Annotated in this window: 21 protein-coding genes and 1 pseudogene; 19 read left to right on the plus strand and 3 right to left on the minus strand. The window is 63.8% G+C overall.

What is annotated here, in order from left to right; translation table 11 throughout:
- The first annotated feature begins 3 nt into the window (after positions 1-3).
- The 8 genes from gspG to MMAR10_RS02010 are packed head-to-tail and all read left to right on the plus strand — an operon-like array spanning position 4 to position 5,480.
- Complete coding sequence (gspG, locus tag MMAR10_RS01975; RefSeq protein ID WP_011642324.1) at positions 4-459, plus strand: type II secretion system major pseudopilin GspG; 456 nt, start codon at positions 4-6, stop codon at positions 457-459.
- Entirely contained in the window at positions 459-995 is a 537-nt protein-coding gene (locus MMAR10_RS01980) for a GspH/FimT family pseudopilin (protein WP_011642325.1), read from the plus strand. Before gspG ends, MMAR10_RS01980 begins: the two co-directional genes overlap by 1 nt.
- Positions 992-1,360, plus strand: coding sequence for a type II secretion system minor pseudopilin GspI (gspI, locus tag MMAR10_RS01985; RefSeq protein ID WP_011642326.1), 369 nt, complete (start codon positions 992-994; stop codon positions 1,358-1,360). Before MMAR10_RS01980 ends, gspI begins: the two co-directional genes overlap by 4 nt.
- Entirely contained in the window at positions 1,357-2,019 is a 663-nt protein-coding gene (locus tag MMAR10_RS01990; RefSeq protein WP_011642327.1) for a type II secretion system protein GspJ, read from the plus strand. The genes gspI and MMAR10_RS01990 overlap by 4 nt, the downstream gene beginning before the upstream one ends.
- Entirely contained in the window at positions 2,016-3,017 is a 1,002-nt protein-coding gene (gene gspK, locus MMAR10_RS01995) for a type II secretion system minor pseudopilin GspK (protein WP_011642328.1), read from the plus strand. Before MMAR10_RS01990 ends, gspK begins: the two co-directional genes overlap by 4 nt.
- Positions 3,014-4,234 (plus strand): type II secretion system protein GspL, encoded by a 1,221-nt coding sequence (gene gspL / locus MMAR10_RS02000; protein WP_011642329.1) that lies wholly within the window; start codon positions 3,014-3,016, stop codon positions 4,232-4,234. Before gspK ends, gspL begins: the two co-directional genes overlap by 4 nt.
- Positions 4,231-4,728 carry a type II secretion system protein M gene (locus MMAR10_RS02005; RefSeq protein ID WP_011642330.1) on the plus strand — a complete coding sequence of 166 codons (498 nt, stop codon included), beginning with the start codon at positions 4,231-4,233 and terminating at the stop codon, positions 4,726-4,728. Before gspL ends, MMAR10_RS02005 begins: the two co-directional genes overlap by 4 nt.
- Positions 4,728-5,480, plus strand: a complete 753-nt coding sequence (locus tag MMAR10_RS02010) for a type II secretion system protein N (protein WP_011642331.1) — start codon at positions 4,728-4,730, stop codon at positions 5,478-5,480. The genes MMAR10_RS02005 and MMAR10_RS02010 overlap by 1 nt, the downstream gene beginning before the upstream one ends.
- Here MMAR10_RS02010 and MMAR10_RS02015 read toward each other — a convergent pair.
- A complete protein-coding gene (locus tag MMAR10_RS02015; protein WP_011642332.1) occupies positions 5,465-5,947 on the minus strand; it encodes a prepilin peptidase in 483 nt (160 codons plus the stop codon). The genes MMAR10_RS02010 and MMAR10_RS02015 overlap by 16 nt on opposite strands.
- Positions 5,948-6,014: 67 nt before the next feature.
- Between MMAR10_RS02015 and phnC the strand changes: the two genes are divergently transcribed.
- The 4 genes from phnC to MMAR10_RS02040 all read left to right on the plus strand — a co-directional run bounded on the left by phnC (position 6,015) and on the right by MMAR10_RS02040 (position 11,401).
- Positions 6,015-6,809, plus strand: coding sequence for a phosphonate ABC transporter ATP-binding protein (phnC, locus tag MMAR10_RS02020; protein WP_011642333.1), 795 nt, complete (start codon positions 6,015-6,017; stop codon positions 6,807-6,809).
- Positions 6,809-8,848, plus strand: coding sequence for a phosphonate ABC transporter, permease protein PhnE (gene phnE / locus MMAR10_RS16630; protein ID WP_011642334.1), 2,040 nt, complete (start codon positions 6,809-6,811; stop codon positions 8,846-8,848). The genes phnC and phnE overlap by 1 nt, the downstream gene beginning before the upstream one ends.
- Before the next feature lie 240 nt (positions 8,849-9,088).
- Entirely contained in the window at positions 9,089-10,288 is a 1,200-nt protein-coding gene (locus tag MMAR10_RS02035; RefSeq protein ID WP_011642335.1) for an OprO/OprP family phosphate-selective porin, read from the plus strand.
- Between the two features lie 57 nt (positions 10,289-10,345).
- Positions 10,346-11,401, plus strand: coding sequence for a substrate-binding domain-containing protein (locus MMAR10_RS02040; protein ID WP_011642336.1), 1,056 nt, complete (start codon positions 10,346-10,348; stop codon positions 11,399-11,401).
- Between the two features lie 93 nt (positions 11,402-11,494).
- Here MMAR10_RS02040 and MMAR10_RS02045 read toward each other — a convergent pair whose 3' ends face one another.
- Complete coding sequence (locus tag MMAR10_RS02045) at positions 11,495-12,562, minus strand: glycosyltransferase family 4 protein (protein ID WP_041637181.1); 1,068 nt, start codon at positions 12,560-12,562, stop codon at positions 11,495-11,497.
- A 517-nt stretch (positions 12,563-13,079) separates the two neighbouring features.
- Between MMAR10_RS02045 and putA the strand changes: the two genes are divergently transcribed.
- From putA to MMAR10_RS02075, 7 genes and pseudogenes are all read left to right on the plus strand, one after another.
- Entirely contained in the window at positions 13,080-16,205 is a 3,126-nt protein-coding gene (gene putA, locus MMAR10_RS02050) for a bifunctional proline dehydrogenase/L-glutamate gamma-semialdehyde dehydrogenase PutA (RefSeq protein ID WP_011642338.1), read from the plus strand.
- A 285-nt stretch (positions 16,206-16,490) separates the two neighbouring features.
- Positions 16,491-18,404, plus strand: coding sequence for a ribonucleoside-diphosphate reductase subunit alpha (locus MMAR10_RS02055; RefSeq protein WP_011642339.1), 1,914 nt, complete (start codon positions 16,491-16,493; stop codon positions 18,402-18,404).
- Between the two features lie 222 nt (positions 18,405-18,626).
- Positions 18,627-19,457, plus strand: coding sequence for a lipid A-modifier LpxR family protein (locus tag MMAR10_RS02060; protein ID WP_011642340.1), 831 nt, complete (start codon positions 18,627-18,629; stop codon positions 19,455-19,457).
- Between the two features lie 226 nt (positions 19,458-19,683).
- Positions 19,684-20,721: a ribonucleotide-diphosphate reductase subunit beta gene (locus MMAR10_RS02065; protein WP_011642341.1), complete on the plus strand. Its 1,038-nt coding sequence runs from the start codon at positions 19,684-19,686 to the stop codon at positions 20,719-20,721.
- 396 nt (positions 20,722-21,117) lie between these two features.
- Positions 21,118-21,270, plus strand: a complete 153-nt coding sequence (locus tag MMAR10_RS17010; RefSeq protein WP_190273947.1) for a hypothetical protein — start codon at positions 21,118-21,120, stop codon at positions 21,268-21,270.
- A gap of 810 nt (positions 21,271-22,080) precedes the next feature.
- Positions 22,081-22,251, plus strand: a pseudogene (locus tag MMAR10_RS17290) (DUF4396 domain-containing protein); the annotation flags it as partial.
- Positions 22,252-22,408: 157 nt separating this feature from the next.
- Entirely contained in the window at positions 22,409-22,882 is a 474-nt protein-coding gene (locus tag MMAR10_RS02075; protein WP_011642343.1) for a hypothetical protein, read from the plus strand.
- A 114-nt stretch (positions 22,883-22,996) separates the two neighbouring features.
- Here the strand turns inward: MMAR10_RS02075 and MMAR10_RS02080 are convergent, their stop codons facing one another.
- Positions 22,997-24,196, minus strand: a complete 1,200-nt coding sequence (locus tag MMAR10_RS02080; protein ID WP_011642344.1) for a helix-turn-helix domain-containing protein — start codon at positions 24,194-24,196, stop codon at positions 22,997-22,999.
- Between the last annotated feature and the right edge of the window lie 79 nt (positions 24,197-24,275).

The raw sequence follows: 24,275 nt of genomic DNA on the forward strand, positions 1-24,275 counted from the left end.
TCGATGACCGACCAACTCGCTCATGACAACACCGACGGGGAAGCCCGCAAGGATGCCGGCTTCTCGCTGCTGGAAATCCTCATCTCGATCACCATTCTCGGCCTGCTCGCGACCATCGTCGTGATCAATGTCCTGCCGGCCCAGGACCAGGCGATGGTCCAGAAGGCGCGCACCGATATCGCGACGCTGGAGCAGGCGCTGGATGCCTATCGCATGGACATGCGCGAATATCCGTCCTCCGAGGCCGGGCTGGTGGCGCTGACCACCGCGCCGCGCGATGCCGGCGCGCGCTATCGCGAAGGTGGCTATATCCGCCGCCTGCCGGATGACCCCTGGGGCAATCCCTACCAGTATATCTATCCGGGCCGGAACGGCATGCTGGACATTTTCTCGCTTGGCCGTGACGGCCGTGAGGGAGGCGAGGGCCTCGATGCCGATATCGGCAACTGGCAGGGCTGATGCCGGCAGGCCCGACATATCGCGGCCGGGACGCCGGTATCTCGCTGATCGAAATCCTCGTCGGCGTCTCGATCCTGGCGGTCGTGGCCTTTGCCGTGAGCCTGTCGATGACGCCGGTCCGTTCGCCCTTGCAGGCGTCAACCGATGCGCTTGCGGCGCGGCTGCAGGTGGCCAGCGAAGAGGCAATCATTTCCGGCGCGCCCATCGGTCTGGTGATCCATGATTTCGGGGCCGGATATGGCTTCTACCGCTATGTCGACCGGCGCTGGTGGCCGCTCGCCGATCATCCGGCCCTGCAGTCGCGCCTTCTGCCGGACAGTGTGCGCCTGATTGCGCGTGACGCGATGATTGTCGCCGGCGATGCTGACACGGCCGATGAAAGCCGTGGGCAAGCGGGTGCCATCCCGGTGATCTGGTTCGATCCGGCCGGCCTGACCGAACCCTTCCGCCTGCGCCTTGAAGCCGCCGGCGAGGCCATTGATCTGGACTGGCAGGCCTCGGGCGGGCTGGTTGTCCTCGACGGGTCCGCGTCATGACAGGGTCGCGAACCGATAGCGGCTTCTCGCTGATCGAGATGATGGCGGCGCTGGCCGTGGTCGCCATTGCCGGTCTGGCGCTGATGAGCCTGACCCAGACCACCACCCGCAATGCCGCCGCCGTGGAGCGCCGGGCGCTGGCCGCGCTGGCGGCGGAAAACCTGCTCAATACCGAATGGTTGCGCGAGGGCATGCCCGAGGCGCGGTCGGGCCGCTACGAGCTGGGCGGGATCGCCTATGACTGGCGCACCCGGGTCGCGCAGACCGGCGAGGCGGGCTTCGTGCGCATCCATCTGGAGCTGAGCGAGAGCGATCAGGACCAGGTCCTGGCGTCGCTGGACACGTTCCGCCGGGTGACGCCATGACCCCGGTCCAGCCATCCGCACAGGCCGGCTTCTCGCTCACCGAAGTCCTGGTCTCGGTCTTCATCTTCGCCATCATCGGCTCGATCTCGGTCGGGCTGATGGCGTCGAGCCTGTCGGCGCAGGAACAGAACTCCGATGTGCTCGACCAGGCCGCCATGCTGGACACCACCCGCACCCTGTTGCGTGAGGATTTCGGGCAGGTGGTGCTGCGCCCGGCGCGCGATGCGGAAGGTCGTACCCTGACCGCCCTGTTCGCCGGAGATGTGGACGGGGTGGACCGGAGCGGTTTCGGTGACGGCGTGCGTTCCGGCGACACCATTCTCACCCTCACCCGCCGGGGTCGGTCCAATCCCGGCTTGCTGCGTCCGCGGTCCAGCCTGGCCCGCGTCGATTATGTGCTGCGCGACGGCAATCTCGTGCGCCGGATGATGCGCCATGTCGATGGCAGCCAGCCGATCGATGATGGCGAGATCGTGCTGGTGGCCGGTGTCAGCGATGTCGAACTCGATTTCCTGGTCGGCGCGGCGTGGACGCGGCGGGTGATGCTCAGATCGGGCCAGGGCGAGGCCGGGCTGCCGCGCGCCGTGCGCCTGCGCTACAACGCGCCGCGCCTGGGCGTCGTTGAACATGTGGTCCTCACATCGGGGGCAGGCGGATGAGCGGGCGTTCCGTTGACCTGTCCCACCGCGAAAGCGGGGCCTCGCTGGTCAGTGCCCTGTTGCTGGTCGCCGTGATGGCCTCGATGGCGATGATTCTGGCTGGCGAGCTGCGCGTCTCGCTGCGCCGTTCGGCCAATATGGAGGTGCGTGACCAGGCCTATTGGTATGCGATCGGCGCGCGCGAATATGCCAGCGGGCTGATCGGCGCTGCCATGGATGATCCGTCCACCGCGCTGCGCCCGGACGCGGCCTGGCTGCGCGGTGCGCGTGAGTTTCCGATCGAGCGCGGCATGCTGTCCGGGCGCGTGCGTGATGGCAATAACTGTTTCAATATCAATGGTCTTGTCGTTGATGATGGCCAGGGCGGCCGGGCCGCGGACGCTATCCAGCAACGCCGCTTCGAGCGCCTGATGACGGCTGTCGGTGTGCCGGCAACCGATGCCGGACGGATCGCGGCAGAGGCCGGCGACTGGATCGACAGCGATGTCCGCCCGATGGCCGGTGGCGCCGAGGACGAGATCTATACCCGGCGTCCCACACCCTATCGCAGCGGCAATACGCTGATGGCCGAGCGCGAGGAATTGCTGGCCCTGGCCTCGATGACCCCGGCGCTCTATCGCCGGATCGAGCCACTGGTCTGTGCCCGACCGGTCGCTGCGCCGCTGCCGCTCAACATCAATACGATGACCGCCGACGACTGGCCGCTGCTGGTCGCCCTGTTCGATGGGGAGCTGGGCCGGGTCGCGGTCGAAGGCCTGTTGCTGGCCAGACCGGCGTCCGGCTTCGCGACCGTCGAGGCCTTCTGGGCGCTGGAGGCGATCCAGGCGCTTGATCCCGATGCGACCCTGCGCGAGGCCATCGGCCTGGAAACGCGGTATTTTTCGGTCGAGGTGGACGTCCTTCATGACGGTCAGACCTATCATCTCGACGCCTTGTATGAATGGACAGGCAGTCCGCTGCCGACCCGTCTCAACCAACGTTATGGACATGTGACATGAGCCAGGACCTGATCCTGAAGCCGATGCGTGAGGGCGCGATCGCCTGGTCGGTCGTCGACCGGCGTGGCGCGACCCGCCTCCACGAAGGACGGCTGGCCAGCGGAGAAAGCTTTCCCGTCGGTGTCGCCGATGCGGTCGATCGCACGCTCATCCTGCTGCCAGGTGAGCATCTCCATGTGACCCGGCTGGCCATTCCGGCAAAATCCGAGCACCAGGCCCGGCAGGCGGCGCCCTTCCTGCTCGAGGACGAGCTCGCCTCGCGCCTGTCCGGGACCACCATACTGCCCGGCCCGCGCGCCGATGATGGCAGCCGCTGGGTGGTGGCGGTTGAAACTGGCTTGCTGGATGAGTGGCGCGAGGCGCTGGCCCCGTTGATCGTCCGTCCGGCCTTCATCGTTCCGGACAGCCTGGTGGCCGCCGAACCCGGCGCCGCGCTGACGCTGTATGACCGTGGTGACGCAATCCTGTTTGCCCATGATCCCGATGCCGAGGAGCCGGCCCGGCCGCTCGCCGGCGTGATGGACACGGCGCTGTTCGGGTCGGTGGTGCAGGCCCTGGTCAAGGCGGCCGGAAGCGGCGAGATCGCCGTGTCGCGCTCGCTGGGGCTGACCGGTGCCAATTTCCGCGCCATCGGGCAGGGCGGGATCGACCTGCGCGCCAGCGCTCTCGATGCCGAACGGCTGGCGGCCCTGCCGCGCCTGTTCGGCGACAGTTTTGCCTCGACCATGGACTGGTCGTCTCTGGTGCGGCCGCTGCGCCGCCCGCTCCTGCTGGCGGCCGGTCTATTGCTGGCCTTCTGCCTGCTGATCGGCGGCGAGACGATCTATTACCGCCTGCAGGCCGAGCGCTTTGAAACAGCGACCCTGGCCGAGTTCGATCATGCCATGCCGGACTTTGGCCGTGCGGTCATTCCGGCCGAGGCCGAGCGCCTGCTGCGGGCCCGTGTCGAGCGTCTGTCCGGTGACGGTCAGTCGGCCTTCCTGCAGCTGATCACGGCGCTAGACGAGCTGGTCGACGGCAATGACAGCGTCCGCATCGACCATGTCCGTTACGACCCGGCCCGCGCGGCCCTGTCGGTCGGTGCGACCTATTCGGACTTCTCCGATTTTGACGACCTCAATGCCCGCGCCGACCAGCTGGGTCTGCGTCTGGACGATGGCGGTGCCCGTGAGAGCACGGCCGGGATTGAGGGCGAGTTTGTGATGAGGCTGCCATGATGACGCGTTTTGCCCCGGTGCTGGCCTGGTGGGACGGCCTGTCCAGCCGTGAACAGGTGATGATGGCGGTGCTGGGCGCGCTGGCCATGATCCTGCTGGTCAGCCTGCTCATCATCCAGCCGCTTCTGGGCGCCCATGACCGGGCCCGTGACAGCTATGCCGCGTCGATGCGTCTCTACCGCGCGGTCGAGGCCGATGCCGATACCGTGCAGGCACTGGCCGCTGCGGCTCCGGCCAGCACGGCGCCGGCGCAGTCGCTGCGGGCGGTGGCCGGCTCGATGGCCCTGCGTCACGATATCGCCCTGGCCCGCATGGTGCCCGGTGAGGATGGTCGGCTGACCGTCAATATTGATCGCGCCGAGACCGCAGCCATTCTGGCCTGGCTGGTTGATCTGGACCGGCGCTACGGTATCCGCGCCCAGGCCTCGACGCTTGACCGCGACGCTGACGGCTTTGTCTCGGCCTCCTTCGTCCTCAGCCGCGGGGGTGCCTGATGTTTGCCCGTCTCCTGCTTGTTGCCGGCCTGCTGTTGGTCTGGCTGATTGCCCTGATGCCGCTCAAGCTGGTGGCGCTGGCGGCTGGCGGTTCGCCGGCATTGGGTTATCGCGATGTGTTCGGCACGATCTGGGACGGTCGGGTCTACGGGCTCGAACTCAATGGTGTTCCGGTCAGCGAGCTGGACGTGTCGCTCGATCCGCTGGCCCTGGTGCGCGGCCGGATCGGCGGCGAATGGCGCGTCAGCGACACCAGCCTGCGCGGCACGGGCGAGGCCCGGCTGTCGGGGTCCGGCCTGCAACTGGACGCGACCCAGCTGGTCGCCACGCTGGACCGTCTCGGCCTCGACACCATTCCCGGCCTCGATCCGCGCGAGCGGGTCTTTGTGCGGCTTGACCGGCTGGACTACCGCGACGGCCTCTGTCGTCAGGCCTCAGGATCGGCCCGCACCTCTGCCCTGGTCGGACTGGCACGCCTGTACGGGCAGGACGGTCCGGAACTGACCGGGGATATCAGCTGCGAGGATGGCCGCGTCGTGCTCGATTGGGCCGGTGCGGCCGAGGGGGTTGTCCTTGAGGGACGGGTCAGCTTCCGCGCCGACGGCTATGACTGGCAGGCAAGCATCGAGACCGCCTGGCCGGAATTCGCCGAGGCGCTGGCACTTGCCGGCATGCAACGGGACGGCAGCGTCTGGACCGCGACCGGCACGGTCAACCTCGATGCGGGTGCCGGCGGTCAGAATCCGGGATAAAGCCCCGGCCCGTAGGCGCGGTGCAGCCAGCCGGCGAAAAAGCCCAATGCCAGCCAGGGCCCGAACGGCCAGGGCTGGCTGCCATCGGGCAGGCGACGTCGCAGCAGTGCCAGGAGCGCGATGAAGACGAGCGCGCCCAGCGTGCCGATCAGCACGATCAGCGGCAGCAGCCAGCCGCCGCACCAGGCACCCGCGGCCCCCATCAGCTTGGCATCGCCGCGCCCCAGCCCGTCGCGGCCGCGCAAATGCCGGTAGCCGATCTCGATGGCGACAAAGCTGCCATAGCCCAATGCGGCACCGATCAGCGATGTCCAGGGCGTGCCGAGCCAGAGCGTGTTCAGGACGACACCGGCGACGATCAGCGGCAGGGTGCCGATGTCGGGCAGGCGGAAGCTGCGCGCATCAGTCCAGGCAAGCCAGGCAAGGCTGACGACGAGGATGACTGTGGCGAGGTGAATGTGAATCATTCCCGTCCTGTCACAAAAGTGTAATACGCATGGGCCACAAGGTCTGGACTCAATAAGGGACGACACCATGACAGACGCCGCGCTGGCGCTCCAAGCCGAAAATCTCCGGATGACATTCGGCGAAACCAAGGCGCTCGACGATGTCAGCCTAAGCGTCAAGCCGGGTGAGATGGTCGCGCTGATCGGTCCGTCCGGATCGGGCAAATCGACCCTGTTGCGTGTCGCTGCGGCCCTGCAGGTTGCGGACGCGGAAAGCGGTCCCGTCTCGGTTCTCGGCAAGACCATGCAGCAACGCGGCAAATTGTCGGGTAGGGTGCAACGCAACCGGATCCAGCTGGGCTTCATTTTCCAGCAGTTCAACCTGGTCGGTCGCCTGTCCCTGTTTCAGAACGTGCTTGTCGGCGCGCTCGGACGCTTGCCGACCTGGCGCGGCGTGCTGGGCATCTTCCCCGATGACGTCAAACAGTCCGCCATGGACGCGTTGACCCGCGTTGGCGTCGAAAGTTTCGCCGCCCGCCGGGCCTCCAACCTGTCCGGTGGCCAGCAGCAGCGCGGCGCGATCGCCCGCGCGCTTGTCCAGGGCGCGCAAGTCCTGTTCGCCGATGAACCGATCGCCTCGCTCGACCCGGTCTCGGCCCGCAAGGTCATGGAGACCCTGCGCGAGTTGAACAAGGATGATGGTCTGACGGTTGTCGTGACGCTGCATCAGGTCGACTACGCCAAGCGTTTCTGCGACCGCATCGTTGCCCTGAACAAGGGGCGGGTCGTTTATGACGGGCCGGCGGACGGACTGTCGCGCGACAAGTTGATTGAAATCTACGGCCCCGAATTCGAGACGGCCTTCGAAGGCGGAGACGCGTGATGAACACGATCCTGACCCAACCTTTCCGCCTTCTGGCCAAGGCCCTTCTGGTGCTCGCCGTGCTGTCGCTGGCCGCCTGCTCGGGCAGTGCCAACGAGCCGCGTTCGGCGACCGGTGTCGATGCAGCGTCCAATCCGGCTGACGGTGAGCGGCGCGTCCTCAATTTCGGCATTATCGCCACCGAGTCCTCCTCAACCCAGGAGGTCAACTGGCGCCCCTTTATCGACGCCATGTCGGAATGGACCGGCTATGATATCGAGCCGTATTACGCCTCGGATTATGCCGGTGTGATCCAGGCCATGCGCTATGACAGCGTCCAGTTCGCCTGGTTCTCCAATTTCTCCGGCCTGCAGGCCGTGCGCCGGGCTGGCGGTGAAGTGTTCGCCAAGGCTACCTATCCGGACGGGTCGGAGGGTTATCACTCCGTCCTTCTGGTTCCCAATGACAGCCCGATCCAGTCGCTGGAAGATATCCTCACCTGCGATGGCAGCCTCGATTTCGGTATGGGCGACCCCAATTCCACGTCCGGCTATCTGGTGCCGTCGGCCTTCATTTTCGCGCCGCGCGGGATTGACCCGAACGAGTGCTACAACTCGGTTCGCAACGCCAATCACGAAGCCAATGCGGTCGCGGTCGCCAATAGCCTTATTGATGTTGGCACCAACAATACCACCAACATGGTGCTGCTCGAGCGGTCGCGTCCGGAGATGTATAATCGGGTGCGCGAGATCTGGCGTTCGCCGATGATCGGCACCGATCCAATCATCTGGCGCGCTGACCTGGATGTCGAAGCCAAGCAGCGCCTGCAATACTTCTTCATGAATTACGGCCGCATGGGCACGCCTGAAGAGGTTGCCGAGGCACGGGCCATTCTCGACCCGCTCTATTTCGGCACCTTCCTGCCGGCGTCAAACGCCCATCTGGACCCGATCGTCCAACTGGAAATCGTGCGCGACCTGACCAATGTCCGCAATGATGCCGACCTGACCGAGGAAGAGCGTACGACGCGTATTGCGGCGCTCGAGGCGCGTCTCGCGGAAGTGGAGGCGGGCAATTCCGGGCTCACCAGTCAGGGCAATTCCTTCGAGCAGATGACGGATGCCGCCGCGCATCAGGAGCCGACCGAGGAGCCGGGTGTCGACTGGTTGATGGGCGGCGTCCTGATGATTGTCGCAGTCGGTGGCCTGGTGCTGTTGCTATGGGCGTCCGCGCCGCGCGGGCCGGGACCGAAAGTTCCGCTGATGGAACGTATCGCCAATGCGGTGATCGCGGCCGGAATTGTCGTCATCCTGGTCTGGAGCTTCAACTCTGCCAACATGGATCGCGCCTATCTGCTGGTCGAGAATGCCGGCGACATGGGCGAATTCATCTCCGGCTTCCTGCCCGATGACATCGCCGATGCGGCATCACGGGCCAGCTATTGGGAGGCCCTGTCGAGTGGCCTCGAGGAAGCCATCCCGCAAATGGTGGTGACCGTCCAGATCGCCATCTGGGGCACGTTCATTGCGGTGGTATCTGCCATCCCGTTCGGTCTCTTGAGTGCCCGCAATGTGGCGCCGGGCTGGATCGTCCAGCCGGTGCGCCGCCTGATGGACGTTTTCCGGTCGATCAACGAGCTGATCATCGCGCTGGTGTTCATTGCTGCGGTGGGGCTCGGGCCGCTGGCGGGTGTCATGGCCCTCGCTGTCCATACGACCGGCGTTCTGGCCAAGCTCTTCTCCGAGGCGGTCGAGTCGATCGATCACGGCCCGGTCGAGGGCGTTCGCGCCACCGGTGCCCGACCGATCCATGAAGTGATCTGGGCGGTGATTCCCCAGGTTGCGCCGCTGTGGACCTCCTTCGGCCTGTACCGTTTCGAGTCGAATGCGCGCTCTGCCACTGTGCTCGGTCTGATCGGTGCCGGCGGTATCGGACAGATTCTGTTCGAGGCTGTTCGCGCCTTTGACTACCAGCGCACGGCCGCGATCGTGATCGTCATCGTTGTGGCGGTCAGCGCGATCGACATGATGTCCCAGCTTCTGCGCAAGCGACTGACCTGATTTTACGGGGATAATCGAAGAAAGCCCGGGACGTTGGCGTCCCGGGCTTTTTTTTTGCCGACCCGCAACTGCAACAAAGGTGTCATCGAGGTGTAGTAAAACTGTCACCGAGTCGAAGTACGAGTTTTCGCGAAATAACGAAATCGTAGCAAAAGCTTCACTCAATCGACGCCTCTTTGACACATTGTGCCTATAGCGCAGCTAATCAGAGCGGCGTCCTGATGACCCAGGACCGCCACCGTGACCCAACGTTTTCTTGCGAGCACCCTCTTGGCTGCCAGCACTGCCCTCATCGCCACCACAACAGCTTCCGCCCAGGACACGGGCGGCTGGGAATTTGACGGCGTGCCGTCCTGGTCGGATCCAGTCAACGGCAACAGCTTCACCTTCCGGGGCCGTGTCTATCTCGATTATGGCGATATCGAATTCGAGACCGGCGGCCTGAGCACCAGCTATGCCGACAGCGAAATTCGCACCGCGCGCCTGGGAGTGACCGGTTCGGTCAGTGGCATCGACTATGTCGCCGAATTTGACTGGATCAATGAGGCGATCGCTGCCAACGACGTCTATCTGACCTTCGATCTGGATGGTTTCGACCTCAAGCTCGGCCACATGAAGACCCCCAATTCACTCGATGAGCAGACCTCCTCGCGTTATATCACCTACATGGAGCGCGGTCTGGGCACGGACCTGTTCGGCCTTGACCGGCGTGTTGGTGCGACGCTGGTCCGTTCGGGCAGCAATTACAGCCTCAGCGCCGGTGTATTTGGCGGCCGACCGGGCGATCTCTCGGACAGCCTTGAGCTGGATGACAGTTCGGCCATTGCAGCCCGTGCAACACGGACCTTCACCCATGGCGAGGCCACCGTGCATCTGGGTGCCTCGGTGCGTCATCTTGATTATGGCAATGTCGGCACGCGTGTTCGTGTCCGCCCGCAAACGCACATCACGGATCGCGTCGTCACCGCCGATTTCCGCCCCGGCCGTCCGCTGGGCGAAGCCGAGACCTCCTTCTTCTGGGGACTGGAAGCCGCGGTCATCAATGGCCCATTCCACGCCGAAGCCGAGTGGATGGACATGTCGCTGGACGGCCCGGCTGGCGATCCCGACTTCAACACGCAATACGCCAGCATGGGCTGGTTTCTTACCGGGGAAAGCCGTTCCTATTCGGCCGGCTCCGGCAAGTTCGGCCGCACGCGTCCCGGCACCACCGTTTCCGAAGGCGGACCCGGTGCCTGGGAAATCGCGGTGCGCTATGACCGTGCCGACCTCGACAGTGTCGCAGCGGGCGAACTCACCAATTGGACCCTTGGCGTGAACTGGTATCTGGAAGACCATGTTCGCATCATGGCCAACCTCGTCGACGGCAGCCTTTCAGTCCCGGGCGCAGCCGACACCGACGTGTCGGGCGCACAGCTTCGACTGCAATGGGATTTCTGATCAACCCGGGCCCGGCCAAATCGGGTCCGCATCGTTTGGTAGCAAGGAATTGAAGACATGAAACTCCAGGCTCAACTCGCCGCCGCCCTCGCGGTCGTGGCGATCGCTGGCGGCGCCGAGGCGCAACAGCGTGACCAGATCCGCATTGTCGGCTCCTCGACCGTATTCCCCTTCTCGACGGCGGTTGCCGAAAGCTTTGGTGCCAAGACCGGCCAGCCGACCCCGGTGGTCGAGTCAACCGGTTCGGGCGGCGGGCTTCGCCTGTTCTGCTCCGGTGTCGGCACCGAGCACCCCGATATTGTCAACGCCTCGCGCCGCATGCGCGGTTCGGAATATGAGCGCTGCCAGGACAATGGCGTGCGCGAGATCACCGAAGTGCGGATCGGTTTTGACGGCATTGTCATCGGTGCCGCCGATCGTGGTGCTGCCGATGTCGACATGACGCTCGACCAGGTTTGGCTGGCCCTCGCCGCCGAAGTTCCGGCCGATGACAGCTGCTCCAGCTTCATCCCCAATCCGAACACACGCTGGTCGGATATCGATCCGTCCCTGCCGCGTCAGCGCATTGAGGTTTTCGGACCGCCGCCGACCTCGGGCACCCGGGACGCCTTTGTCGAACTGGCCCTGCAGGACGGCGCCCGCCACATCGCCTGCATGGACGAGCTGCGTGACGCGGACCGCGACCGTTTCGAGCAGATCGCCAGCCGTATCCGTGAAGATGGCGCCTGGATCGACGCCGGCGAGAATGACAATGCTATCGTCCAGACGCTGGTCAACACGCCGACCGCCTTTGGCGTCTTCGGCTTCTCCTTCCTCGACCAGAATTCCGACCGCATCTCGGCGGTCTCGATCGACGGTGTCGCACCGGAATTCGATAATATCGCAGACGGCAGCTATCCGGTCTCCCGCTCGCTCTTCTTCTACGTGAAGAACCAGCATGCGGCGATCATTCCGGGTCTGACCGGCTATGTCGAAGAGTTCACCTCCGAGGAATCCTGGGGCGAATTCGGCTATCTCACCGATCGCGGCCTGATCCCGCTGCCGGACGCCGAGCGCAACGCCACCCGCGACGCCGCCGTCAACCTGACCGCGATGACGCAGTCGCCGGAATAGGCCTCGCCTGCAGCCACAGGCAAGCGGGTCACAAACAAGCGGGGGCGACCAGATGGTCGCCCCCGTTTTTGTTCGTGTTCGTGGCAATACCCCCTAGTACAGCGTCTTGCGCTTGCGCAGGCGGCGCCAGAAGCGGCGGCGTTCGGGTTTGGGGTGCGGGGTCAGATTGGCGATGAAATCCATCGCGCACTGGCGCCAGGAATGTTTCTCGGCATGGGCACGCGGTGCGGCGCGGTCGATTTCGAGGCAGTCGAGGCAGGCCTGGCGCAGATCGTCATTGATGAAGCCGCCGCCGGACCCGGGAATGATGTCCTTGGGTCCGTGCGCCGGGAAGGCCGCGACCGGAGTGCCGCAACCCATGGCTTCCAGATTGACCAGGCCGAATGTGTCGGTCCAGCTCGGGAAAACGAAGACGTCGGCATCGGCGAACCAGCGCGCCAGCTCCGGGCCGAATTTCGGTCCGGGGAAGACGGCATCGGGATAGCGCTCCTGCAATTCCTCGCGCTGGGGGCCGTCGCCGACCACCACCTTGGTGCCGGGCAGGTCGAGCTTGAGGAAGGTCTCGATATTCTTCTCGACCGCGATCCGACCGACATTGACGTAGACCGGACGCTCAAGCCCGGCATAGACGTCTTCGCCGCCGACGAAGCGCTTGTCCGGGTTGAACAGGTCGACATCGACACCGCGGGCCCAGGCGGTGAGATTCTTGAAGCCGCGTGCGGCGAGATCATCGCGCATCGACGGCGTCGTCACCATCACCCGGCCCGAGGCGTTGTGGAACCAGCGCATGAAAGCATAGCCCAGGCCGACCGGGATGAAGGGGAAGCGGGCATTGATGTATTCAGGGTATTTGGTGTGATAGCTGGTGGTGAAGGGCAGTTTCCACTTCACGCAGATCCGGCGCGCCGCCATGCCCAGCGGGCCTTCGGTGGCGATGTGGATGGCTTCCGGTTCGAAGGCCTTGAAACGCTGCGCGATATCCTTGCGGGCACCCAGGGCCAGCTTGATCTCGGGATAGGTCGGCATCGGAAAGGTCTTGTAGCCCAGACCGGGGTGAATCACCTCGACCTGGTGGCCCATGGCGCGGGCTTCCTCGACCGTGCGCGACAGGGTCCGCACGACGCCATTCACCTGCGGCTCCCAGGCATCGGTCACGAGCATGATGCGCTGTGGGCGTTCGTCGCCACCATTGCCGCTTTCGATATCGGTATCCGTATCCAGATCAGTCTCGAGATCGGAGTCGAGGTCGGGTGACAGGGTGTCGTTGGCGTCGGTCATGGCGTCCTGTGTCTGGTCGGGCGCGCGAGGCGCCGGGCAGTTCCGGTGAGTGTGCTGCGGATGTAGCGGAAGGCAGCCACAATGTCAGCTGTCAGCATAACCGCGAATGTCGCTGCTTGAAGCGAAGAAAGCGGTAAGCGTGCCGGGGCGCGAAAAAGCAGTGGATCCAGGCTGGGAGACTTCGCCGCAGGGGGCGGCTTGGCGGACAAGAAATTTGTGATCCGGGCGGGCTTCCAGCGGTCGCCGCGCAATGTTTGTCTCGAAGTCGAAGGGCGTTCGCTGTTTGGACCATCCAAGGCATGTGAGCATGAAGACAGACGAGCGGAAGACTTCGCTTGCCCTTGTCAAAACGCCATACCATTGTCCGCGCTAATCACTTGCCCAACAGGGAGTTTCCGCCATGAATGTCCAGGCTCGAGACATGATGCGATGGGATGATCTTGATGCGGTGAAATTCGCCGACGAGACGGCGGCGGTCCGTGATCTGGCGGCAGCGACCGGACTGGATGAGGCGGCCCAGGCCCGCGTCCACGATGCGGCTGTTGCATTGGTTAAGACAGCCCGCGAGACCACCAAGTCGCGCGGACTCATGGACAGCTTCCTGCAGGAATTCACCCTGTCCAACCGTGAGGGGCTGGCGCTGATGTGTCTGGCCGAGGCCCTGCTGCGCGTGCCTGACGCGCCGACAGCCGACAAGCTCATCGCGGAAAAGATCTCCGATGGTGCCTGGTCGGAGCATATGGGCCGTTCGGAAAACTGGCTGGTCAATGCCTCCACGATCGGGCTGATGCTGACCGGCAATATCATTGATGTCGAACCGGAAGCGCGCAAAAGCCCCGGCACCTATCTGCGCAAACTGACCCAGAAAATGGGTGAGCCGGTGATCCGCGCCGCCGTTTTCCGCGCCATGGGCATCATGGGCGAGGAATTCGTGTTGGGGCGTTCCATCAAGGAGGGCCTCAAGCGCGCCAAGAAGGGTGAGGGCGAGCTGTGCTCCTTTGACATGCTGGGCGAGGGGGCGCGCACGGCCAAGGACGCGGCGCGCTATCACAAGCGCTATCTGGAAGCGATCGCCGCGGTCGGCAAGGCCCGCGAGGACGGTCCGGTCGAACGCGTGCACGGCGTGTCGGTCAAGCTCTCCGCCCTGCACCCCAAATATCTGGCGGTAAAGGAAAAGCGGGTAATCGAGGAGCTCTACCCGCTGGTGCTTGAACAGGCCGTCGCGGCGAAGTCGCACGATATCAGTTTCTGTCTCGACGCCGAGGAATCCGACCGCCTGATCCTGTCGCTGAAACTGCTCGAAAAGCTGGCGCGTGCGCCGGAGCTGGCCGGGTGGAACGGACTCGGGCTGGCGGTGCAGGCCTACCAGAAGCGCGCCCGCCGGGTGATCGAGACCCTGGTCGAGCTGGGCCGGGCCAGCGAACGTCGCTTCATGGTCCGCCTCGTCAAGGGTGCCTATTGGGACAGTGAGATCAAATTCGCCCACCAGAATGGCTGGCCCGACTTTCCGGTCTGGACCACAAAGCCGGCAACGGATCTCAACTATCTCGTCTGCGCCCGCGTGATGCTGGGTGCGCCGGATGCGATCTATGGCCAGTTTGCGACCCATAACGCCCATTCGCTGGCCGCCGTTCGCGAGCTGGCCCAGCAGGCCGGTGTCGAGTCCTATGAATTCCAGCGGCTGCACGGGATGGGTGAGGCGCTCTATGCCGCTGACAGTCAGCTGAACCTCGATACGCCGGTCCGCGTCTATGCCCCGGTCGGCAGTCACGAGGATTTGCTGCCCTATCTGGTCCGCCGACTGCTGGAGAATGGGGCCAATACCTCGTTCGTGCACTCATTCCTCGATCCGGACGTGCCGGTCGAGCAGGTCGCCAGCGGTCCGTTCGAGGTCGCCAGGACAATCGACCGTCACGCCAAGATCGCCCTGCCGCGGGATCTGTATGGCGAAGAACGTGCCAACTCGGTCGGGCTGGACCTGGCCCAGGCATCGGCCCGTGACCGGGTTGCGCGGGCGCTGACGGCCTTTGATCGCGAAGACCAGTTGATGGCGTCGCCGCTGGTGGCCGGCCATGCGGTCGATGGCGCGGCGCACCAGGTCATGTCGCCGGTCGACATGGCTCGTCAGGTCGGTGCTGTGGTCGACGCGTCGGTTGAAGATGTCGATACGGCCTTCGACAGCGCGGTGGCGGCCCAGCCGGGCTGGGACCGGCGCGGCGGCAAGGCACGCGGCGCCATCCTGCGCGCCATGGGCGATGCCATGGAGGCCGACATGGACCGGTTGCTGGCGATCATGGCGATCGAAGCCGGCAAGACCCTCGCAGACGGTATTGCCGAGGTGCGCGAGGCGGTCGATTTTTGTCGTTATTATGCCGCCCAGGCCGAACGTGAGTTCGACAGCGCCGTCCGCCTGCCGGGACCGGCGGGCGAGACCAATCATCTGGGCATGAAGGGGCGCGGTGTCTTTGTCACCATCAGCCCGTGGAACTTCCCGCTGGCCATTTTTGCCGGCCAGATTGCGGCGGCGCTGGCCGCGGGCAATACCGTTCTGGCCAAACCGGCCGAGCAGACCCCTTTGATCGCCTTTGAAGCGGTGAGGATGTTCCACGCTGCCGGGCTGCCGGCGGATGTCCTGCACCTGTTGCCGGGGCGCGGCGAGATCGTCGGCGCAGCGCTGACCACCGATCCCCGCACGGCCGGCGTCGCCTTCACTGGCTCGACCGAAGTGGCACGCCTGATCAACCGCTCGCTGGCGGCCCGCGAAACGGCGATCGCGCCTCTGGTCGCCGAGACCGGCGGGCTCAACGGCATGTTCGTCGATACAACGGCACTGAAGGAACAGGTCATTGATGACGCGATCAACTCGGCCTTCGGTTCGGCCGGTCAACGCTGTTCGGCGCTGCGGGTGATCTTCCTGCCGGAAGATACGGCAGACGAGATCATCGAGGGTCTGGCCGGCGCCATGGACGAGTTGCAGATCGGTGATCCGACCGATCCGGCGACTGATGTCGGGCCGGTGATCGACAATGAGGCCCGGGAAATCCTGCTGCGCCATGTCGAGCGCATGGAGGCCGGTGCGAAGATCATCAAGCAGATCGATGTCGGCGACAAGTTTGACAGCGGTTTCTTCTTTGGCCCGACCCTGGTCGAACTGCCCTCGCTGGACCTGCTCGAGCGCGAGGTGTTCGGGCCGATTCTTCATGTCGTGCGCTACAAGCGCAAGGAAATGACGGCCATTGCCGCCGAGCTGGCCGACAAGGGCTACGGCCTCACCCTGGGCATCCATTCCCGCCTGTCATCTTTCCACAGGCAAATTCAGTCGCTCGTGCCGGCCGGCAATATCTACGTCAATCGCAACATGGTCGGTGCCGTTGTCGGGGTCCAGCCGTTCGGCGGGGAAGGCTTGTCTGGCACGGGTCCCAAGGCGGGTGGTCCCCACTATCTGCATCGTTTCGCAGGCGAGCGGACGGTCACAATCAACATTGCGGCGCAGGGTGGTGACCCGGAGCTGCTCAATCTCGACTGAAGCAAGGTTAACGGCTGTTAATCCTTGTTGGATGCGGAGATGCGCCCCGTTAACGATGTGTGACGGGGCGCATATCTTATTAGGCGTCTGTTAACCAAAAAATCCGCTCAAGGATCATTCTCCCCGTTGACCAGTGCCCCGGCTTTGATCCACTATATGTTGGGTCGGCTGGCGACAGCGGCACACTATACAGATTTTCAAACGACCTTTGGGTTTGTTCGGTGCGCAGCATTGGGGCTGTCGCAACAGGAATTTTTTGCCTCGGGCTTGGGGAGTAGATTGACCATGACGCCACTGGATACAGCCGCCAAACAGACGCCGGACGATGTCCGGCAGACCGTTTCCACGACCCGTCGTGGCAAGCCCAAATCCACGACGTCGAAGCCGGCCGCTGACACCACGCATCTGCGTGTCGTTGAAAGCGTACGTATTGATCGCTCGCGTGATGCCTTCCTGACCGAGTTCGGCAAGAAGACCCTGGAAGACCGCTATCTCCTGCCGGGAGAGAGCTATCAGGACATGTTCGCCCGTGTCGCCACGGCCTATGCCGACGACACCGAACACGCCCAGCGTCTTTATGATTACATTTCCCAGCTCTGGTTCATGCCGGCGACGCCCGTCCTGTCCAATGGTGGCGCCGATCGCGGCCTGCCGATCTCCTGCTTCCTCAATTCGGTTGGCGACAGCCTCGACGACATTGTCGGCACCTGGACCGAGAATGTCTGGCTCGCCTCCAACGGCGGCGGCATCGGCACCTATTGGGGCGATGTCCGCTCGATCGGCGAGAAAATCGGCGAGATTGGCCAGACCTCCGGCATCATTCCCTTCATCCGCGTGATGGACAGCCTGACCCTGGCGATCTCGCAAGGCTCGCTGCGCCGCGGATCTGCCGCCGTCTATCTCGACATCCACCATCCGGAGATCGAGGAATTCCTCGAAATCCGCAAACCGTCCGGTGATTTCAACCGCAAGTCCCTGAACCTGCACCACGGTCTCAACATCTCCGATGCCTTCATGGAAGCCGTTCGCGATGATGAAGAGTTCGAACTGAAATCCCCGAAATCCGGCGAAGTGGTCAAGACGGTCAATGCCCGCAAGCTGTGGCAGAAGATCATCGAGCTGCGCCTGCAGACCGGCGAGCCCTACATCATCTATTCCGACACCGTGAACCGCGCCCTGCCAGCCCATCAGCGCAAGCTGGGTCTGAAGGTCCGCCAGTCCAACCTGTGTGCCGAGATCATGCTGCCGACCGGTTTCGACCAGAACGGCAAGGAGCGCACCGCGGTCTGCTGCCTGTCTTCGCTCAATGCGGCGAAATACATGGAGTGGAAAGACAATCCCGACTTCATCGAGGATATCTACCGCTTCCTCGACAATGTCCTGCAGGACTTCATCGACCGCGCACCGGCGGAAATGGACCGCGCTGTCTATTCAGCCATCCAGGAACGCTCTGTGGGTTTGGGCCTGATGGGCATGCACACCCTGCTGCAGCAGATGAATGCGCCCTTCGAGAGCGCCATGGCCAAGTCGTGGAACCTCAAACTGTTCAAGCATATCCGCACCGCCGCCGATGCCGCGTCGGTCAAGCTGGCCGAAGAGCGTGGCGCCTGTCCGGATGCCGAGGCCTCCGGCGTCAAGGCCCGCTTCTCGCACAAGCTGGCAATTGCGCCGACGGCCTCGATCTCGATCATTTGTGGCGGCGTGTCCGCCGGCATCGAGCCGATCCCGGCCAATGTCTACACCCACAAGACGCTGTCGGGTTCGACCACGGTCAAGAATCCGCAACTGGAAGCCGTGCTGGAAGCCAAGGGGCTCAACACGCCGGGCATGTGGGCCTCGATCCTGGAAGCGGAAGGCTCGGTCCAGCATCTTGAATGCCTCGACGAGCACGAGAAGGCGACTTTCCGCACCGCTTTCGAGATTGATCAGCGCTGGGTCATCGAGCACGCGGCCGACCGCACGCCCTATGTGTGCCAGTCGCAGTCGTTGAACATCTTCCTGCCGGGTGACGTCGATAAGTGGGATCTGCACATGCTGCATTGGTCAGCCTGGGAGAAGGGCGTGAAGTCGCTCTACTACTGCCGCTCCAAATCGATCCAGCGGGCGGCCTATGCCGGCTCCGAGAAAAAGTCCGATGCCGAAGTCTCGATGGCTGAGGCGGCGCCGACCGACTACGAGGAATGCCTCGCCTGCCAATAGGCGTGGCGAGCACATCGCCGGTCCGACCGAGGGGGTAGGAACGGCAGAAAAGGGGCGCGGCAAGGCGCCCCTTTTTGCATCCGGTGTCGACCGGGCTTCGCATTGCAACATTCCTTTCATTGGACCCGGTTGGCGGGCGCCGTTAACCTTTTCGCCTCAAGGGTGAATCAGCGTGCGTTCTGGCTGCGCTTTACCCATGGTGGTGCCTGGGGGAGAGGCGTGATGGCATTCGGACGCACATCAGAGATCGTGACCGCCGGGCTGATTGCGCTCGGTGGGGTCTCATGGGTGATGACCCAACCCGGTGAGGCGGCGTCGGACTGGGCCTCGTCCTCGCAGATGATCCGCCAGCAGATGGCGACCGAAGGTGATGTCCGACCGCTGTCACCGGAAGCGGCCCGCGTTGCCCTGTCGGCGCTGGCTTTGAGCGACGACCCGTTCAACGGCAATCCGCTCGCCGGTCTGACGCCGACCGGGGCAACAAGGATCGACTTGGGCAATGCCGGTGTGATCGAAGTTGCGGTGCTCGACGATGGGCGCGCTGATCACGCCCACCAATTGTTCGCCGCCCGGGCCGACGCCTATTCGCCGGTGGTGCTGGACCGGGGCCAGCGCGAGGCAACCATCGCCGTTGCCTATGAGCGGGCCTTCCAGTCGACCGGTGCCGGGGAGGAGCTGGATGTCAGCTTCACACCACGCGCTGCGGTCAGCGTCGGACCGGATGGTTCGGCGACCAGCGCCGGCGCCGAAGTGCGGGTCGGCCAGTATCTGCGCCAGAACAATCTGTCCGAGAGCCCGGCCTGGTATGTCTTTGCCGGCGCCGACCGTCGGGCCCTGATGTACAATCCTGCCGAGGGCGTCGACTTTCAGAACGCCATGTATCTGACCCAGCGCGAGGTGGTTGGTGATGCCCAGGCCGGTATTGCCGTGCGCATGGGCAAGGCGGACCTGTCACTGGCCTATGTGCGCCGCGAATACCGTCATGTCGCCGGTGTGCGATCGTTCGACGAGACCGAGGAATTCGGCGCCGTGACGGTGAACTGGCGCTGGTAGGGGCCAGGGGCCGAGGCCCGTGACGCGCCACCCTCTGACAGAAATCGTGATGACTCCAACCCTGCCCATGAGTAGGAGAATCGGGCAGTTTCCACAGTCGCGATCAGTCATGGCTTCATCAAGCTGTAGACGATTTGGAAACCACGAACACAATATGTTGTGTTCATCGCAATGATTCGGGCGCGCGCCATCCAGGCTGTCGGCGCCAAGCAGGAGAGCCAAAGACATGACCACCGAGACTGATGCGCTGCCGGGCCTCCTGACCACCAGTCACTCCTACAAGCCGTTCCGCTATCCGTGGGCCTATGACTTCTGGAAGAAGCAGCAACAGGTTCACTGGATGCCGGAAGAAGTGCCGCTGGGCGAGGATTGCAAGGATTGGGCGACCAAGCTCAATGATGGCGAGCGCAATCTGCTGACCCAGATCTTCCGTTTCTTCACCCAGTCCGATGTCGAGGTGAATGACAATTACATGGAGCGTTACAGCCGTGTCTTCCGCCCGACCGAGGTGAAGATGATGCTGGCCTCCTTCTCCAACATGGAGACGATCCACATTGCCGCCTATGCGCTCCTTCTGGAGACGATCGGCATGCCGGACAGCGAGTTCTCGGCTTTCATGGAATACCAGGCCATGGCCGACAAGCATGACTACATGCAGCGTTTCGGCGTCGAGGATGAAGCCGACATCCTGCGCACCGTGGCCATGTTCGGCGCCTTCACCGAAGGCCTGCAGCTGTTCGCCTCCTTCGCCATGCTGATGAATTTCCCGCGCTTCAACAAGATGAAGGGCATGGGCCAGATCGTGACCTGGTCGATCCGCGATGAGAGCCTGCACTGTGAGGGCATGATCAAGCTCTTCCACGCCTTCGCCGAGGAGACCGGTGCCCTCACGCAGGAGGTCAAGGACGACATCACCGAGTGCTGCCGCACCGTGGTCGGCCTGGAAGACAAGTTCATCGATCTGGCCTTCGAGGCCGGTGATGTCGAAGGCATGACGCCGGACGATATCAAGACCTATATCCGCTACATCGCCGACTGGCGCCTCGGCCAGCTTGGTTTGCCCAAGATCTACGGCGTCAAGGAACACCCGCTCCCCTGGCTGTCGGAAATCCTCAACGGCGTCGAGCACGCCAACTTCTTTGAAGCGAGAGCCACCGAATACTCCAAGGGCGCCACCAAGGGCGACTGGCACGGCGATGAAGGCGTGTGGGGCATGTTCGACAAGATGAAGACCGAGAAGACGCAGGAAGAACCGGCGGAGTAATTCGTCGCCATCCGGACCGTATCAGAGGGCCCTCGGCAGATGCCGGGGGCCTTTTTGTTTTGGGGCTTGCGCGGGGCAGAGAACCATGATATTTCGAAGGAAGATTCTTCGCTGAGTTAGAAGATTCCTTGTGTGTGGACATCTTTGCTTGTATTTCTAGTTATATTCGGGCAAAAGAAAACGCCCCCAGCATGAGCTGAGGGCGTCTAATTCACCGGGGGAGTGCAATCCCCCAGAGATGGGCGCTAGCGCCCGAACCACCAAGCCCCACCCGGGAGATTGGAGGTAGATCGTGATTATCGTTGATATAGCGCAATTCAGAAGAGCTTGAAAGGCGCTAGCGCGCCGATCGCTATCATCCCTAGTCGCACTTTATCTTCAAAAACGGAGTGGTTCATGAAACCGCCAACCCGCAAACAATCTGGTAATCGCGTATCCACCATCGCATCCAAGGCTCTGCAGGGGAAAAAGTTGACCGCGTCAGAAGTCAAATCGCTTGCAGGATCGGTTCTCTCTCAAGATGAAACCAAGGGCCGTCGTCCGAAATAGCGACGTCGTGGCCGCCAGAGCTATATCTGGCGGCCACGTCAGCTTCCGGCGCCACGCGCCCACCCATACATAAACCTCTTGTCAGCCAGCGGGCCGTATCCGGGTCTTCAGGTCAAGGGCGGCGCAGCCGCCGCTTCGCGGTTTCACCCTTGAGCTGAAGACCCGGATACGGCGAACTCCCGGCAAGTGATTTATGGCGCAGTCCGCGCCGTGAGCGCCTTCACCTCCACCATTTACCCGTCATCCCACGGTGGCTGCGAAGCAGGCATCCGGGGGACCTTTGCTACCCCGTCAGATCGATGGTTGAGGTCCCCCGGATCGCGGCGATGCCGCGACCGTGGGATGACGGGGAGACAGGTTTGTGGGTAGAGGCCGGTCGCCGCTACGTGGTTGCCCCCCTGGTTAAAGACCCGGATGTGGCTGTTTCCGGGCAAACGGCTTCTGGCGGGGCATGGGCCCTGCGCCGCTTCCCAATCCTCACCCCACTATTTTTCCCGGACGCGCGTGAGCGCGATCCGGGACCAACGGGAGACTCATCGCTTGCCAGTCAGGCCGGTCGGTCCCGGCTCTGCGCCCCGCTTTTGCGGGGCTCCGGCCGGAAAAAATGTGTGTGCTGAGGAGGTTGTGAGCGTGTGGGGCGCAAAGACCGGGGCGCCTTGCGCCTCTGTCAAAACAAACCCCATACTTCCGTCATCCCCCGGTGACTGCGAAGCAGGCATCCGGGGGACCTCTACTCGCTTGCCGACGGGTGGTAGCGGGGCTGGCCCCAGCCCCCCGCTACTCCGCCTCAAGCCGGTCCAGGATCGGGCAATCGGGGCGGTCATGAGCCTGGCCATCGTCAACGGGCTTTTGACCTCGATCGCCCTGGAAACCGTTATCCTGTCGCGCCAGATGGCGCTCGCAATGGCGTTCAGGACGGCCGTCGGCATGTCCTTCATTTCGATGATTGCCATGGAAGCGGTGATGAACGGGGTCGATGTCTGGCCGCCCTGAACAGGGCTTGTCACTGAAGCAGTCACTTTGAGGCGAACCATTTTCCCGCTTGACCTCCCGCGCAAATGACGGATTTCCTTCAAGGAACCCCATTGGCCGATCACCGGTCAGTTGGTCCGCCGGGTGCGCGGGGGAGAGCAGGGACATGGCACGAAAATTCAAGGCAGATATTCGTCGGGAGGCGAGCTGTGCTGCTTGCGGCACGGGTTATTACTATTTCCACGATGTCGAGGTGGACGAAATCGACAGCGAAAAATTCGATGAGAAAGTGCGCGCAGCGGTGGAGGTCGGTGTCGGCGTCGCCCCCTGTCCGTCCTGCGGCGAACTCAATCCCGAGATGAAGGCGGCGCATGGCAAGGCACTCCGCTCGCATCTGATCGGAATCGCCGTCTCGCTCGCCATTCTCGCTTTCGGCTGGATGATGCTGGAGGAGGGCCTCCTGCTCTACATTCTCCTGCCGGTGGGCGGGCTGTCGCTGCTCGGCTATCTCGGCATCACCATCGCCTGGGTGTTTGAACCCAAGACCAACCGCAAGCATTCCATTTTGCCCGGCCGCGAAGCCGAGGCGTCGGAGAAGGCCCGGACCCAGCTCGCGGCCTGGCAGGCTCGCACGCCCTGAGCGTGAAGCCGGTAGCCGGGACGGCATCGCAAGCCTGACCCTTGCAGCCATCTTCCCTCGGAGATGGCGCAGCAGGCGGCCGGGGACCCGGGCTGGCCTGCAACACGCACCGCCTCATCCCGGCCCGGCCACCTGGCTGGCGCGCCAGTCTCGTGGCGTCTGGCCGGTGGCGGCCTTGAAGGCGGTATAGAAGGTCGAGCGGGCGTTGAAGCCGACATCCAGCGCGATGGTCAGCACGGTCTCTTCGCCGGCCAGGATGCGCGGCAGCGATGCCTCGATCCGGCAGCGATTGACGTAGTCGAAAAAGGTCGTGTCCAGGGTCTGGTTGAGGACTTGTGAGACCAGATTGGCCGGTACGGCGATGGCCTTGGCCAGCCTGGGCAGGGACAGGTTGGGGTCGAGATAGAGTGCGTCCTTGGCCATGATTGCCTCGATCCGCGCCGCGATGCGGGCAGCGTGCTCCGGTTCAAGGGCGGATTTGCGGTATTTCTCCGCCGGAAGGTCGTCGGTGGCGGTTGCGTCAGGCGGGCTCGCGACCGTGTCTTCGGCGACGGGTTCTGTCGCGGCCAGCCCCGGATGTTGCGACAGGCCGCGAGTGGCGAGCATCGCCGTCAGCGCCATGATGAGCACAGAGCCGACGACCGGCGGGACCGCCAGGCTGGCGATCAGATTGTCCCAGACAAGCAGCGCCATCACCGCCAGCCAGACCGCGATGATGGCCAGGATCGTCAGGCGCAGCCAGATCAGTTCGCGACGTTCGGTATTGGAGAAGTGATCGTGCAATGCGTGGCGGTAGGCCTTCAGGCGCGCCAGGATGCGCCAGACATAAAAGGCTGACACGAAACTCCAGGCGATCACCAGCACGAAGACGGCCAGAACCGCCGTGGCGGCCCGGGCGCCACCTGGCAATTCCCCGGTGGTGAGGATGAAATCAACGCTCCCCGCCGGCAGCGTCCAGACCAGCATGGCGCTGGCCAGGGCCAGGCCCGGTCCGGTCAGATGCCAGGGAGAGATCGCCGACCTGTCGGTCCTGTCTGCTCGGGTCAGCGCCTGGACATAGCCCCAGAACAGCGGCGGCAAGGCGTAGAGTCCGACCAGCACCAGCCCGGCCATCGGCGTCACGCCCTCAGGCTGGATGGCGACGACCACCGGCCCGGCGGCGAGGCTCGCCAGCACGCCGAACAGTCCGGCGAGCCAGTGTCGCGGCAATGGGCTGGACTGGCCGGTCAACACGACCAGAAGGCAGAGCAAGGCCTGCCCGGTCGCGGCGGAAGCGAGAATGAGAGGCAGTGTGTCGGCGGCGGGCAGGGTCATCACGGCATCGGCTTTCGCGGGTGTCGGCTGTTGGTTTTCGCCAGTTGGTTTTCACCTGTCCGGCCCAGCCGGCCCGGAC

It is taken from the genome of Maricaulis maris MCS10 (assembly GCF_000014745.1).
In the GTDB taxonomy this organism is placed as follows: domain Bacteria; phylum Pseudomonadota; class Alphaproteobacteria; order Caulobacterales; family Maricaulaceae; genus Maricaulis; species Maricaulis maris_A.